We start from the raw sequence: 14126 nt of genomic DNA, 5'->3' as shown, positions 1-14126 counted from the left end.
CGCGCTACGGGGCTCTCGAATCGTGTCGGGATGATTTCATGGTTACTGGTGTTAATCCTAATAATGCTTATCCGTCAGGGAGTGACTCGACCACTCTCCGGGAACGGCCTGATATTGCCCGTAATTCCTCGGTTAGTGGCCCCAATGGCACGTCACAAGGTATTCGCGAAGACTTGGCTGCGCCCCGTGCAGACATCAATGGGCGTCAGACCAATCTCATTGATACTGCAGCGATTGAACGCCGTGTCGAAGCCCGGCGGGCGTCAGAGGACGTGCGTCTGGAGCGTTTCCGTGCCGATGATGTGCCACTGGCCAATGTTCGCGCCCTGGAAGCATTTGCGGGTGTTGCCGGTTTCCGAGAGAACGTCGACGTTGAGCTCGCCGGTATCGATATCGTTGTTTAATGTCCTCCCCTAGTTCTCCCGCCCTGGCGGTAGGTTGTAGCCCGCTTGCCGAGCATCAGTCCGTGCGACAGGTCGCGGACGCGTTGCAGCTGCCCTTTCTGGGCATTGTCAAACCCCGTAATGTGCTCAATTTTGGGGTGCTGCTGTTCGCTGATGAGTCTGGATTGTCACTGCAGGTAACCGGCCCAAAGGCCCCGGGCCCGGTGCGGGCCGAATTCGCTTCTGGCAAAGCTGGCTATCGCCTTGAGCATGGCGGCGGCACCGGACAGCTTATTGCCCGCGCGATTGGTTTACAGAAAACCCGAATGACCCTGCATGTGCTTGATGCCACCGCAGGGCTGGGCCAGGATGCGTTTGTGCTGGCAGGGTTGGGTTGTCGCATGACGTTAATGGAGCGCTCACCCGTCATTCAGGCGTTGCTGGCCGATGGTCTTGCGAGAGGGCGGCTGAATGACTCAGTTGCCCCAGTGATCGAACGTATGCGCCTGAGAAGCGAGGACAGCATTCACTGGTTGGCAGGGGGCGACGGCGAGGTAGCGGACGTCATTTATCTGGACCCGATGTTTCCGCATCGGGACAAGGCCGCACTGGTAAAGAAAGAGATGCGTGTGTTCAGGGCGCTGGTCGGAGACGATGAAGACGCCCCCGAACTGCTGGCCGCTGCGCTAACCGGGGCGAGATACCGTGTGGTTGTGAAACGGCCGAGAAAGGCGCCTTCCATAGAGGGGCCCAGGCCCGCCATCCAGATAGAAGGTAAAAGCAGTCGCTACGACATATACCCCGTCAAGGCCCTGCCTGTTTCCACGACCGGTCAGTAATCGTCGGTCTTGAAGCCTGCGGACTCAAACGCCCAGCATGGTGACCTGCTGAATTGCCTGGCGTTTCTCCACGCTCAACACCAGGCGTGCATCTTCCGCCACTTCATCCAGACCTTCGGAATAGCACAACTGACCGTCTTCGTCGGTGGTGAGAACTTCGTTTTCCTGCAGGTTCGCAATAAAATTCCGAAACAACGATTTGTCAAAAAACTCAGGTGCGTTGAGGCCGAAGAGGATCGACATCCGCTCTGCCATTTGGGTGCTCTGTTCTTCCAGTTCTGCCGCGTTGATCTTGCCGGAGCCGTATTTCCGCAGGACCGCAATGGCAATGTGGTAGCGCTCCAGGGTCTGTATGATGAAGCGGGAGAGCGCCCTGAGTCTAAGCATTGGTTCGGTGCCTTCCTCCGGGCGGCAGATCCGTGCCCCGTCCACCTTCAGCATGCCATGATCAACCAGGGCATCGATCCACTGGTCCATCACGCCTTTAACCTGCTCAGGCTGGTATTGCAAAAACAGCTCCGACTGCAGGTAGGGATACACTACGCTGGACAGCGAGACGACCTTCTCGCGGGTCAGTGAGATGTTATTTTCAAACAGGCAGGCAATCAATGAAGGTAACGCAAACAAATGCTGGATGTTGTTCCTGTAGTAAGTCATCAGAATGGCGTTGTTACCTGCGAGGGAGATGATGTCGCCCAGTTTCTGGGGTTGCCGGTTAACCAGCCCCATGGACTCGCAGTAGTCTATCCAGCTCTTGCCATTGCCCTCGGGGAGGGTGATGGTGTCAGCGTATGGATGGGTTTTCAGCAGGCCCGCGTATTCATCCATCAGGCGGCTGAGCTGAACCTCGTCCATAGCCAGCCGCTCGGTACTGAGCAACACAGTGGCCGTCATACCGATCGGGTTGACGGCTACCGATGCGTTGATTCCGTTAGCGACCCGTGATGACAGGCTTTCCACTGCTTTACTGAGCCATGCGGGACGATACTCCTGATCGTAGGCTTCGTGCCGCCAACTGGGATGAGTGTCATCCAGTACATCCGAAAGCGGGATTGCTTTGCCAAAGTTAACTGCGACCCGGCCGAAGGAGTTGCGCAGGGTTTTGGCCGTTTTCACGAGTGCAAAAATATTCTCTTTCTGTTTTTTCTTACCCCGCAGTTCCCCGAGGTAAGAGCGACCTTCCATAACCTTTTCATAGCCAATATACACTGGCACAAAAACGATAGGCTTCTGGTGATCGCGCAGGTAGCTGCGAACAGTCATGGCCAGCATGCCAGGCCTGGGCTGGAGCATGCGGCCCGTGCGGCTGCGACCACCCTCGACGAAGTACTCAACCGAATACCCTTTGGAGAACATAACATGGAGGTACTCATTGAACACGGTGGCGTAAAGCGGGTTGTCCTTGAAGCTGCGGCGCATGAAAAAGGCACCGCCCCGGCGCAATATTGGCCCCACAATGGGCATGTTCAAATTGATCCCGGCAGCAATGTGCGGCGGCATCAGGCCATTTTTATAGAGCACATAGGACAGCAGTAGGTAATCAATGTGAGACCGGTGGCAGGGCACATAGATAACGGCATTGTCCTGAGCCACATCCTGAGCCACCTGAATGTTGTTAACCGCAACCCCGTTGTAGATTCGGTTCCATAGCCAGCTTAAAGCGACCTCCATGACACGGATGGTCACAATTGACATGTTCGCCGCAATTTCGTCCGCGTACTTACGGGCTTTCAGTCGGACTTTTTCAGGTGGAATGTCATCCCGCCGGGCGGTTTCCCGGATCGCATCCCGGACCGCTGGTGTGCGCACCAGACCTTCGACCAGCGTGCGCCGGTGAGACAAATCGGGACCCAGCACGGCCTGGCGTACCCGGCGAAAATGAGTTCGGAGAATGCGGGCCAGCTTCCGGACAGCTTGTTCTTCGTTATTGCGGTATTCGTCGACCACTTCGCTGAGGGAAATCGGCTTACTGAACTGAACGTAGGTGTTACGGCCGTGGACCAGGATGATCAAAAATTTCTGCACGCGTCCGGCTACCGACCAGGTGTCCGAGAGTAGCAGTTTAACCAGGGATTTGGCCTTGTCCGGGGAACGGCCCCAGAACAGAGATACTGGCACGATCTGTATATCGAGGGTGGGATCTTCAACGCCGAGCTCAACTATCTGCCGCATCCTCGGCGTGAGCACGGGGGTTTGCCGATGCCGGAACAATCCACCGGTTCGACGGTACAAAAAGAAAAAAGAGCGGTCTGTACCTTTATGAATCGGCAAGGGCACACGGGCTGACGGCAGCCCGGCCCGCTCGACTTCCTGTTCCAGCACCAGGCGGCTGGACATTGAGCTGTACTGAAGGACGTAACATACCGGTTTGTCAGGGTCGAGCTCCAATGCTTCCCGGCTGCCTCCAATGACATCTGTCCGAACCCACAAAAACAGCAGCTTACGCAGTAAGGTCAGGATCAGGCCAGTGAGGCCCGGCAATAAACGCATAGCATGGCTCCGGTTACCGTAACTGGCGCTAAGTGTACTTGGTCGCGGGCTGCGGGCAAAGCAGTCTGGCACTGCTTATGACGCCATCCCGGATGTGGTACATTCTGTTCAATTCTATCAATCGGGAAGCTGGAAATGGTCGAATGGGTTGCAGGTTGGTCCCGGGAGGCACCCGAGCCGGATGCGGGCGTCGTAGCGATATGTGATGGCTTTATACTTCGTGCTGAAAGCGGCTGGCTTCACGCCTGGTCGGACGCCAGGGATCATCTGGCTGAAGGGATGGAGCCGATCTTTGTGGGCCGCCTGGGTATACGGCCGGTGTACGTGGCAGAAGTAACAAATGCGAGCCAAATCTCTGGTCTGGAATCCGTGCACCTGAGGGATGTTTTTCTGACCGCTGACGATGCTACCGCTACGATGGTCGGCACCGCCGCCCAGGTTGCACAGTGGTGGCGAGATCACCGCTTTTGTGGCCGCTGTGGACAGGCCACTGACTATCATCCGAACGAGCGTGCGCGCTGGTGCACCAGCTGTAAAATACCCTGGTACGCTCGAGTCGCGCCTTGTGTCATTGTGGTTATTCGGCAGGAGGGGCGAATGCTATTGGCCCAGTCTGTTCGTGCTCGTAAACACTTTTACAGCCTGATTGCAGGTTTTGTCGAAGCCGGTGAGAGCGCCGAGGAAGCTGTGGCCCGGGAAGTTCTGGAAGAGACTGGTCTGCAAGTGACTAATATCCGCTATTGTCGTTCACAGCCATGGCCATTTCCCCATCAACTGATGCTTGGTTTCTTCGCAGACTATGTTGGTGGCCAACTGGTTCTGCAGCAGGATGAGCTGGTACACGCTGACTGGTTCCGTCCCGGGGAGCTGCCGCCAGTGCCGCCCGATGCGACCATTGCAGGTCGCCTGATCAGAGCCATGGAAGAGGAAATCAGGGCCGACGAGCTCCGAGCACAGGAGTCTGGCGGTTGAGGGCACCCGAAATATTGGTATTCGATTCCGGCGTTGGTGGCCTGAGCGTGGCCGGGTGCATACGGCGGCAAATTCCGGGCGCCCATCTGACTTACCTGGCAGATAATGCCTGTTTTCCCTATGGCGATCAGCCGGAAGAGCTGGTCAGTGCCCGATGCGTCTCGTTGGTTCAGCAGGCACGCCGTTATCATCCGGTGGATGTCGTTGTGATTGCCTGTAATACTGCGAGTACGGTGGTATTGCCGAGCTTGAGAACAGCCACCGATATACCTGTGGTCGGAGTTGTTCCCGCTATAAAACCTGCAGCAGGGCTATCTCAAAATGGACGAATCGGATTGCTGGCAACACCGGCGACTGTGAAGCGCGCCTATCTTGAACAACTGGTTAGCGAGTTTGCAGCGGATTGCATCGTGGAGCGGGTAGGGCATCCCGATCTGGTGCGGTGGATAGAAGCCTGGGTAGCAGGGGCGTCGCTGCCAGAAGCGCAACTAAGTGCTGCGCTGGAGCCTTTCAAAGCGGCCAGCGTGGACACAGTAGTGCTTGGCTGCACCCACTATCCACTGATTCTCGACACCCTGAAGAATTTGCTCCCAGATGTTCGATACTGGATTGACTCTGGTGAGGCGATCGCCCGGCGGACTGTTCACTTGCTGGCGGAAGACGGTTTCGGGAGCGAGACCGTCCTTTCAGGGGCTGCGTTGCAGGAGGTCTGGTTTACCGGCGAGGTCCCGACGGGTATTGAAGGTTATCTCGAGAAGGTTGGTCTGCCAGCGGCCCGAATTGTGGGGCATTGGCCAGAGACCAAAAGCTCTGTAGTCGTCGGGTGACCTTAGGGCGGTGTTTTATTCGATAATGGAAGGTTTTGGTGACTTTGTGGCGGTTTATACTTGGCAACTATGAGGTGTTTAGGTGAGGTCTGATTTGAGTTATTGGAGTCGCGACCTCCCTGGGATTCTGCTGACGTTTTCCCTTATGTTTTCAGGGTGGCCGGGTTCAGCCGTAGCTAGCGATCAGCCAGTCACTGTAAACTATCTGGTTGTTGATGAAAAAACACAACCTTTCCAGATTGTCAGCGATGGCCAGAGTCGTGGTGGCATCATCTCAGATATTGTTGAAACTGTTTTCGCTGACTCCGCTTATGCGGTAAAGCATCATGTTATGCCGGTCAACCGGGTTCGCCAGAGTGTCACTGATTTTAAAGTTCAGAACTGGGTGACGTTTGATTCACCGGTCTGGGATTCGTTCGGAGACAAGGGTGAGCGCGTTGGTGTATCGCTTTTTGAAACCCGCCATGTCCTGATGACCTGCAGTCCGGCGGTGCCATTAAAGGTTTCATCCGTTGAAGACCTCGCAGGACTCTCGATAGTCACCTTACGCCACTTCGATTATCTGGGGTTAACCAAAGCGGCGGAGGGAGGACTTGTTCGCTCGATTCCGGTAGACCGTTATGCAGCGGGGCTGGAACTTGTAAGGCATGGGCGGGTAGACGGATTTATAGAAATGGTTTCCCGCTTGCGATATCACCTGACAAAACTTGAGGGTGATTACGCCTGTATCCGAGAGGTTGACGTCAGTGCGATCATTCCGAATTATCCTATCCAATTGTACGTGGATAGCCGCTGGCCAATGGCGTTCAAACAGTTTGTCGCGGAAAAATTGGACGCCATGGACCGGGAAGGTGAGCTGGAACGGATATTCCGTCGCTATGTAGCAGACGATGCCCCTTGGCCGCCACCCAGCCAATGATCGTTATTGTGAGGCGCTGCTCCAGGCGGCGCGCCCGGCATTTGTCAGACCACTGCTCTTATTTGCTGGCGATCAAGCAACTTTGAAATAGCGTCTGCGGGCTGAGCTGGGCCATAGAAGAAACCCTGAACCTGGTGGCAGCCCAATCCTCTCAGATAGGCCAGTTGCGCGTCCGTTTCAACACCTTCCGCGATAATGTCCAGTTTAAGCCCGTGAGCCATTGCCACGATAGCGTTGACAATACAGGCGCCGTCTTCGCCGTTGCGAATAGCGCGGACAAACGACTGATCTACTTTTAACGTGTGGATAGGCAGGTGGTGAAGGTAGTTCAGTGAAGAGTAACCGGTGCCAAAATCATCGATGGCAATCCGAACGCCAAGATCGGCCAACTGCCGAAGCTTCTGGCTGATTTGCTCGAGGTCATTCATGATGACGTTTTCGGTAATTTCGATTTCCAAGTTTTTGGCGGGGAACCCTTCAGTCTTGAGCTGTCTGGTCAGGTGCTCGACAAATCTCGGATGCTCCACTTGAATTGGAGACAGGTTCACGGCCAGTCTTAAATTTTTGTTGCCATCGAGTATCCATTCGTTGACCTGTCGGCAGGCCTGAGACAACACCTGCTCACTGAGCTCCACAATCAGTTTGGTTTCTTCGGCCAATGGCAGAAAATCTCTGGGGTAGAGCAATCCCCGCTCCGGGTGCTGCCAGCGAACCAGCGCTTCCAACCCAACGATACGTCCACTATTGGCGCAGACCTGAGGTTGGTAATAAACCCTCAGTTCATTGTTCTCGAGGGCCTGTCGCAGATCTCGTTCGAGACTTAGGCGGTTGGCGGTATCGATGCTCATGGATTCGCTATAAAAGCGATAGCCGTCCTTGCCGCGCGCCTTTACGTGGTACATGGCAATGTCTGCATTCTGAATCAGCTGATCCAGCGACATACCTGCCTCTGGGTAGATGGCGATACCGATACTGACACCGACAAAGACCTCGTGTTCGCCCAACTGAAAGGGCGCCTTGAGGGCATCAATCAGCTTCTTGGCGATGCGGCGGGCATCGTCACTGTGGTTAATCGCGGGCAGTAGTAACGTGAACTCATCACCGCCGAACCTTGAAAGAGTGTCACCTTTACGGATGCAGTGCTCCAGGCGTTGGGTGACGGCCTGTAACAGGAGGTCACCCATAGCGTGACCGAGAGTATCGTTAATCACCTTGAAGCGGTCCAGGTCCAGAAACATGACGGCAAGCTTCTGTTTACTGCGACGGGCGTGGGTGATTGCGAGGTTTAGCCGGTCAGTAAACAGCGCCCGGTTAGGCAACCTGGTGAGCAAATCGTGGTAGGCCTGAAAATTAATGAACGCTTCCGCTTCTTTGCGCTCGGTCACGTCTCTTGCAGTGCCATAGAACCGCGCTTTGCGCCCTGGAGTCCGACCATTGAAATCTGCTGCAAGGGGCCATGTTTCATGGTCAATCGGAAACGCCGTGATCTCAAAATGGCGGTTGGCTTTCTGGCTGCCACGGGTTTTGAGTCTTACTTCAAGGGTTCTCGGATTTTCGGCGGTAATACTTGAATCACGAAGGGCATAGGTGCCGCGAGCAACGTCCTGCTCATCAAGGATGTGGCGAAAATGCTTGCCGTGAAGCTCTTCGCAGTTGTAGCCCAGCAGCGATTCAATTTTGCTGTTGACGAAACAGAAGCGTCCTTCTCCATCAAGCATGAAGACGATATCAGGTGAGCTGTTAACAATGTATCGGTGCAGCGCTTCCGACTTTTCAAGCCGTTGCTGCACATCAGCATGGGCTCTGACCAGCGACTGTCTGCCCAATACTGCTTCGAGCGTGGCGAGCATTTCGTCCGGGTCAAAAGGTTTCCTGATGTAGTCCTGGGCACCCCTTCGCAACGCACGGCTGACCGCATTGAAAGAGCTCTCACCGCTGACTACGATAATGCAGCACTTGGGTTGGACCTTCGCTGCATGGGACATAACCTCAAAGCCATCCATTCCTGGCATTCTCAGGTCAAGCATGGCGAGGTCAAAGGTACGGGTACTCAATTGGTCGCAGGCTTCTTTCCCTCCGAGAGCCTGGGTGACCATATAGCCCTGCTGCTCCAGCAACGAGGCGAGACTTTCCAGCAATCTCAAGTCATCATCGGCAACGAGTATCCTGGCCATCGCTGTGTCGGCCGGTGGCGAGTGCTTCGGTTCCCGTGTCATCGCGCGTCGCCCATGGTTTATGTCTGACCTTTGGTGTAATCCGGTGCCGCTGGCAGAAGCACCCTGAAACTGGTGCCAGAGCTTCCCGTGCGGTAACCAATGATGCCCTCCATGTCATCCACCAGTTGTTTGACAATGCTCAGCCCCAGTCCGCTGTGAGCTGCTCCCTTGCTCGATTGTACCGGCTTGAACAGTCCTCTTTGAATATCGGATGGTAAACCCGGACCACTGTCTTCAATAACCATTTCAATCCATTGCCGGCCTTGCTGCCAGACAGGCGAGGCACTTGCGAGCCTGAGCTTGCCCCCCTCCGGCATGCACTCTACCGCGTTCCGGACCAGGTTCAGAATCACTTGTCTTACCGGTGCCCGGCCTGCAACCAGTGCCGTTGATTCTTCACTCAACATCAGAGTGCAATCAATGTCTCCATCTCTGAACAGGCAGTCCTGAAAAAGGTTATGCAGGGCTTTCAATTCCCGATTAAGGCTCGTAGGTTCGTCGTTATCGTGGTTTGGTTCGTGGCTCTCACCCATTTGCACTAAGAGGTTACCCGCGCGCTCAAGCTCCTCGCGGATAATATCCAGCTCTTCCCGTACCTGCTCGTCTTGAAGTCGCCCACGTAATTGAAAAATATACTGACGAATGATTGTTAACGGGTTGCTGATCTCATGAATGTGTCTTCGAATCGTGTCCTGAGCGAGGGCCTGATCGATGTCAATGGCTTCAACATGACCGCGATCAGTCAGCTCATTGTCAGACACCAGACGGGCCAACCGTTCGCAGAACATTTTAGCAAGCTCCAATGTCGAAGCCATGTGGCCGTCTTCGGCTCCGATCACAAATACACCGTGACAGCCGACTTCGGCCAGGACTGGAACAGCCAGCAGAGAGGGGGTGTTGAGCAGCGTCATCAATTGTTTGTCGAGTACGCTGGGCGTTCGGTCAGCCAGCCAAAGCGCTTTACGATCCCGGAAGCTTTCAGTGAGTACGCTGCCCGCCGGGGCCGGAATTATGGTCATGGCGGGCGGCTCGCCCTGACTGTCTGACATCAGGGTCAGGGCATCATTGTGGGCCTTGAAAAACAGGCTGGGGTAACCGGTCAACAGGGTAAGGTTGCTGACGGTACCGGCGAGCACTTCAGGCACCGGATCTGAACGGTTGACCAGGTTGAGAACCTGATCTGTCATGGCCTGACGAATAATGGTGTTGCGCAATGTCTGGCTTGCTTCCTGACCGTCATAGGCTTGCTCAAGAGCAACTCCCAGAGACTTCGCCAGTGCAACAACCTCCTGATTAATCCGCGACGTTAGTTCCCGGGTAAGGTCTTCACTGAGACTGAAAATGGTGCTCGCAGCAGCAATTCCGGCGGCATCGGAGTGCGCCAGTCGCGTTGATAGGTTGATCAGTTTGACCAAATGAGCCGCATCCTGGATCTCGGACGCCGGAGCCTGCTGATGTAGCATGGCGTCGGACGCCATTGGTCCCAACCCCCAGGCTTTAACGAGCTGTGCACCGATCTCTGCCTGATGGGAGAGATATTCCTGCTGATGGTCGTCCGGTGCCATTTTCAGGGCAATGAGTTCGCCAATGTTATGGAGCATGCCCAACATAAAGGCTTCATCAGCAGAAGGGTAGCGAGTGAGCGTAGCAAGAGTTTTTGCGGTCAATGCGGTGGTAAGTGAATGACGCCAGAAATCACGAAGTTGCTGCCACTGGTCCGCACCCAAGTCGAACATGAGCTGCCGGAGCGAAGCGGTAAGTACCAGGGTACGCACCTGCTCGGTACCAAGCCGGAGCAGTGCTTGATCAACCGAGCGAATTTCTCCAGATCGACCGTAAAGTGATGAATTGGCCAGCGCCAGTACTCGCGCCGTGAGAGCTGTATCCGTCGCGATAATATCGCTGATATGTCGGTAACTGTCTTCTTTTCGGCACGCTTCCAGCGCCCTGATGGTCACTTCGGGGAGACTGGGTAACTGTGTGTCGGGCGATATCTGCATGGACCTACCGGTCATATTTATCTGACACTTCATTCATTATTATTGTTAAGCCAACAGCTTAAACAATATAACCCACTAATTAAACAAAGATTGTTGGAAATTTGATCAAAGTCTGATTCGGTGGCCATCCCGTGGCTACCGACATTGACATCATTCTGCTTCATCCATCCGATATTGCCACGCAAAATATTGTCAATTTGTAATGATTGTGCCTGAAGTGTCGCCGGGCTGGCTATATTGCATTGCAGGTTCACGGTACACTGAAGGTAATGGACTAATCAGTTTTGTTTCTTTGACCATGGTGTTGAACTCAATAGCAAGAGAGGTCGATGACGGATTCAAAGCATGTGTCGGCCAACCCCAGGGTTATTGCCGTTACCGGCGGTAAAGGCGGCGTTGGTAAGACCTCGATTGCGCTCAATCTTGCCCTGACCCTCGCACGCGAAGGCCAGAAAGTCGCGCTGCTCGATGGAGACCTGGACCTCGCCAACGTGGCCATCATGCTGGGGCGGTATCCGAAGCAAACGTTGGAGCACGTGTTGCGCCGGGAATGCACGCTTGATGAGGCGATCATGGAAGGGCCTTCAGGATTGCACATTATTCCAGGTGCGTCCGGAGTGCAGCGTTGCATGGAGATGGGTGTTGCGGATAGCCTCGACCTACTCAGGGGTCTTGCCGCCCTGGAGCGTCGCTACGATTACATCCTGATAGATACTGCAGCCGGCTTGCAGCCGGTCGTGCTTCACATGATTGCGTCTGCGGCCATGGCCTGTGTGGTCGTTACACCAGACCCGACCTCATTAACGGATGCATTTTCGCTTATCAAGGTGTTGCAGCGGCGAGGTTACCGGCGTACCCCGAGTGTATTGGTAAATATGGCTCGTGGTGCCAGTCAGGCACAGTCCGTGTTCCAGCGATTTGCAGCGGCCTCACAGCGCCACCTGGGTGTGCGGCCACATTATCTGGGGGCCATCTGGCGTGATGAAACCCTGCGGCAATCGGTGATCACCCAGCGCCCGGTGGCAATGATGTCGGAGTCTGATCCATCCTGCCGACAGTTTCGGTCGTTGGCGGATATGGTGAAGGTCCGGTTGGAACAATTACCGCCCCGAAAGGCTGGCATTGCAGCGTATTGGTATCAGGCCGTTCGAAAGTCCGAGCAGGATAAATCGGCAACAGAACCCTCAGCGCCATCCCCGGAACCTGAAGCATCACGGGAAGAGTCCTTAACCCCTCACGAACAGCCTGCGGCTCTATTCAAAGCACCTGATTCACTTAATGAAGAGCTTGCGACCAGAGTCCGCCAGACGGTTATTGAATTTGGTGATTTGTTGTCTGATCCGTCAGTGCCCCCTGTGCTGCGTTACGAAGCATTTACAGCCTGCTTTGCACTTCTTGGGCGCACCATGGACGGTGACACTATAGAGATTATCCAGACCGGGCTGGCAGCCCTTGACTGGGAATCGCTGAACTCTACTCAGCGTGCTCATCTCGCTACCCATCTCCAGCACCTGGCAAGCCAGATCGCGCCCGGGTTGTCGACGCCGGAAGCGAGCCACCATGCCCGCCCATATTTTGCCGGGGAGCCTCGTTACGATCAGGTTATATTCGGTGACCAGGAACGCCTTCTGAAGGCCCTGCGTGAACAACCCAGTAACATCTCTCTGGATCACTTTCTTCGCGGGCTGGCGAGTAAGCCGGATAACCAGTCCGAGCGTTAAACAGGGTATTTCCAGGTTTTAATGACTGCCGTCTACGTTGCTGATTTTTGCTGCACGTCACCTTGCTGTCATTCATACTGTGCGATTATTGATCTTCAACGTTGTGGGTCTCTTAAATATCATGGATTTGAAAAAATACTTAGAGAAGGAGTTCCACTGATGACAAAGCAGATGTCCGGTGCCGGTGAGTCACCATCCAGGGTGTTGGAGCAGCTTCGTGGGAAGCATGTTCTGATCACAGGCACCAGCGGTTTTCTCGGCAAGGTAGTGTTGGAGAAGTTGATCAGGGCCGTGCCCGACATCGGGGGAATTCACCTGCTGATCCGGGGAAACGCCCGTCACCCGAGCGCGCGGGAACGATTCATGAGCGAGATTGCCTGTTCGTCGGTCTTCGAGCGACTGAAGCTCGAAGGGGGTGATGAGTTCGAATACTTCCTTGATACCAAAGTGCATTGTGTAACCGGTGAAGTGACAGAACCGTTTTTTGGAATGCCAGAACCAAAATTCGTACAGCTTGCCGGGCAGGTAGACGCGATCATCAATTCTGCCGCCAGCGTTAACTTCCGGGAAGAACTGGACAAGGCATTGGCTATCAATACCCTATGCCTCAATAACATTGCAGCGTTAGCCCAAGCGGGTGACGGCCTGCCTGTGATTCAGGTCTCCACCTGCTACGTCAACGGCATGAATTCGGGGCAGGCTTATGAAGAGGTTGTGAGCCCGGCAGGGGCGGAGATTCCCCGCAGTCCGGACGGCTTTTTCGAAATTGAAGAATTGACATCGTTGCTGCAGGACAAGATCGCCGATGTACGGTCCCGTTATGCCGGTAAGCAGCTTGAAAAGAAACTGGTGGACCTTGGCATTCGGGAAGCTAATCATTATGGCTGGAGCGACACCTATACCTTTACCAAATGGATGGGTGAGCAGCTACTGATGAAGTCTCTGGGAGGGCATTCACTGACCATTTTGCGACCTTCCATCATTGAGAGCGCACTGGAAGAGCCCGCCCCGGGCTGGATCGAAGGCGTGAAGGTGGCTGATGCCATTATCCTCGCGTACGCACGTGAGAAAGTGACTCTTTTCCCTGGTAAGCGCAGTGGCGTGATCGACGTGATACCGGTGGACCTGGTTGCCAATAGCATTATTCTGTCGCTTTCGGAGGCATTCCAGGAGCCCGGCCGCCATCGGATTTACCAGTGTTGCAGTGGTTCATCGAATCCGATCAGCTTGGGTAAGTTTATCGACCACCTGATGGAGGAGGCTCGCACGAACTATGCGGCCTACAATCACTTGTTCTACCGCCAACCAACCAAACCGTTCATAGCGGTTAACCGCCGTTTGTTTGATGCGGTTATCGGAGGAGCAAGACTTCCCCTGTCGATCGCGGATCGACTACTAAAGCTCACGAGCCAGAATCGTGAACTCAAAATGTTGCGCAATATCGATACAACTCGCTCTCTTGCTACTATTTTCGGGTTCTACACCGCACCGGACTATATTTTTCAGAATGACCGGCTCATGGCGCTGGCCGAACGGATGGGTAACCTGGACAAAGCGATTTTTCCGGTCGATGCCCGGCAGATCAACTGGGAAATTTACCTGAGAAAGATTCATCTGGCGGGCCTGAACCGTTACGCGCTCAGTGAGCGCAAACTGTACCGCCTGAAAACCAATAAAGTCCGTAAGGCCGCATGATAGGTCGGTAATCAACACTCCCGGTGTCGATGCGCCGGGATCAATGGATCCCGCAGTAACACGC

10 protein-coding genes are annotated in these 14126 nt (G+C 54.7%); 7 read left to right on the top strand and 3 right to left on the bottom strand.

Features of this window, described 5'->3' with window-relative positions; all coding sequences use genetic code 11:
• Positions 1–38 precede the first annotated feature (38 nt).
• Together WEB64_RS11335 and WEB64_RS11330 are read left to right on the top strand one after the other, a co-directional pair.
• On the top strand, positions 39–404 hold the full coding sequence (locus WEB64_RS11335; RefSeq protein ID WP_368061336.1) for a UDP pyrophosphate phosphatase: 366 nt from the start codon (positions 39–41) through the stop codon (positions 402–404).
• On the top strand, positions 404–1222 hold the full coding sequence (locus WEB64_RS11330; protein WP_368061337.1) for a class I SAM-dependent methyltransferase: 819 nt from the start codon (positions 404–406) through the stop codon (positions 1220–1222). Before WEB64_RS11335 ends, WEB64_RS11330 begins: the two co-directional genes overlap by 1 nt.
• Before the next feature lie 24 nt (positions 1223–1246).
• Here WEB64_RS11330 and plsB read toward each other — a convergent pair whose 3' ends face one another.
• Positions 1247–3712, bottom strand: coding sequence for a glycerol-3-phosphate 1-O-acyltransferase PlsB (plsB, locus tag WEB64_RS11325; protein ID WP_368061338.1), 2466 nt, complete (start codon positions 3710–3712; stop codon positions 1247–1249).
• A gap of 135 nt (positions 3713–3847) precedes the next feature.
• On the opposite strand from plsB, the gene nudC reads away from it, so the two are divergent.
• The 3 genes from nudC to WEB64_RS11310 all read left to right on the top strand — a co-directional run bounded on the left by nudC (position 3848) and on the right by WEB64_RS11310 (position 6430).
• Positions 3848–4684 carry an NAD(+) diphosphatase gene (gene nudC, locus WEB64_RS11320; protein ID WP_368061339.1) on the top strand — a complete coding sequence of 279 codons (837 nt, stop codon included), beginning with the start codon at positions 3848–3850 and terminating at the stop codon, positions 4682–4684.
• The gene (gene murI, locus WEB64_RS11315) at positions 4681–5511 is read left to right on the top strand and encodes a glutamate racemase (RefSeq protein WP_368061340.1); all 831 of its coding nucleotides are present in this window, start codon (positions 4681–4683) and stop codon (positions 5509–5511) included. Before nudC ends, murI begins: the two co-directional genes overlap by 4 nt.
• A gap of 94 nt (positions 5512–5605) precedes the next feature.
• The gene (locus WEB64_RS11310) at positions 5606–6430 is read left to right on the top strand and encodes a transporter substrate-binding domain-containing protein (RefSeq protein ID WP_368065602.1); all 825 of its coding nucleotides are present in this window, start codon (positions 5606–5608) and stop codon (positions 6428–6430) included.
• A 44-nt stretch (positions 6431–6474) separates the two neighbouring features.
• On the opposite strand, the gene WEB64_RS11305 is transcribed toward WEB64_RS11310, so the two are convergent.
• Positions 6475–8646: an EAL domain-containing protein gene (locus tag WEB64_RS11305; RefSeq protein WP_368061342.1), complete on the bottom strand. Its 2172-nt coding sequence runs from the start codon at positions 8644–8646 to the stop codon at positions 6475–6477.
• A 17-nt stretch (positions 8647–8663) separates the two neighbouring features.
• Positions 8664–10646, bottom strand: coding sequence for an HDOD domain-containing protein (locus WEB64_RS11300; protein ID WP_368061343.1), 1983 nt, complete (start codon positions 10644–10646; stop codon positions 8664–8666).
• A 329-nt stretch (positions 10647–10975) separates the two neighbouring features.
• On the opposite strand from WEB64_RS11300, the gene WEB64_RS11295 reads away from it, so the two are divergent.
• Both WEB64_RS11295 and WEB64_RS11290 read left to right on the top strand, forming a co-directional pair.
• Positions 10976–12367, top strand: a complete 1392-nt coding sequence (locus WEB64_RS11295) for a MinD/ParA family protein (RefSeq protein WP_368061344.1) — start codon at positions 10976–10978, stop codon at positions 12365–12367.
• A 159-nt stretch (positions 12368–12526) separates the two neighbouring features.
• On the top strand, positions 12527–14062 hold the full coding sequence (locus WEB64_RS11290) for a fatty acyl-CoA reductase (protein ID WP_368061345.1): 1536 nt from the start codon (positions 12527–12529) through the stop codon (positions 14060–14062).
• Positions 14063–14126 lie beyond the last annotated feature (64 nt).

The sequence above is a fragment of the Marinobacter sp. genome, from assembly GCF_040882185.1.
Lineage (GTDB): Bacteria > Pseudomonadota > Gammaproteobacteria > Pseudomonadales > Oleiphilaceae > Marinobacter.
This window is presented reverse-complemented; position numbering and strand designations above follow the sequence as displayed.

Coding starts and splice junctions, on each gene's coding strand:
- WEB64_RS11335 (WP_368061336.1), top strand. CDS start 39: ATGGTTACTGGTGTTAATCCTAATAATGCTTATCCGTCAGGGAGTGAC.
- WEB64_RS11295 (WP_368061344.1), top strand. CDS start 10,976: ATGACGGATTCAAAGCATGTGTCGGCCAACCCCAGGGTTATTGCCGTT.
- plsB (WP_368061338.1), bottom strand. CDS start 3,712: ATGCGTTTATTGCCGGGCCTCACTGGCCTGATCCTGACCTTACTGCGT.
- WEB64_RS11290 (WP_368061345.1), top strand. CDS start 12,527: ATGACAAAGCAGATGTCCGGTGCCGGTGAGTCACCATCCAGGGTGTTG.
- nudC (WP_368061339.1), top strand. CDS start 3,848: ATGGTCGAATGGGTTGCAGGTTGGTCCCGGGAGGCACCCGAGCCGGAT.
- WEB64_RS11300 (WP_368061343.1), bottom strand. CDS start 10,646: ATGCAGATATCGCCCGACACACAGTTACCCAGTCTCCCCGAAGTGACC.
- WEB64_RS11330 (WP_368061337.1), top strand. CDS start 404: ATGTCCTCCCCTAGTTCTCCCGCCCTGGCGGTAGGTTGTAGCCCGCTT.
- WEB64_RS11305 (WP_368061342.1), bottom strand. CDS start 8,646: ATGACACGGGAACCGAAGCACTCGCCACCGGCCGACACAGCGATGGCC.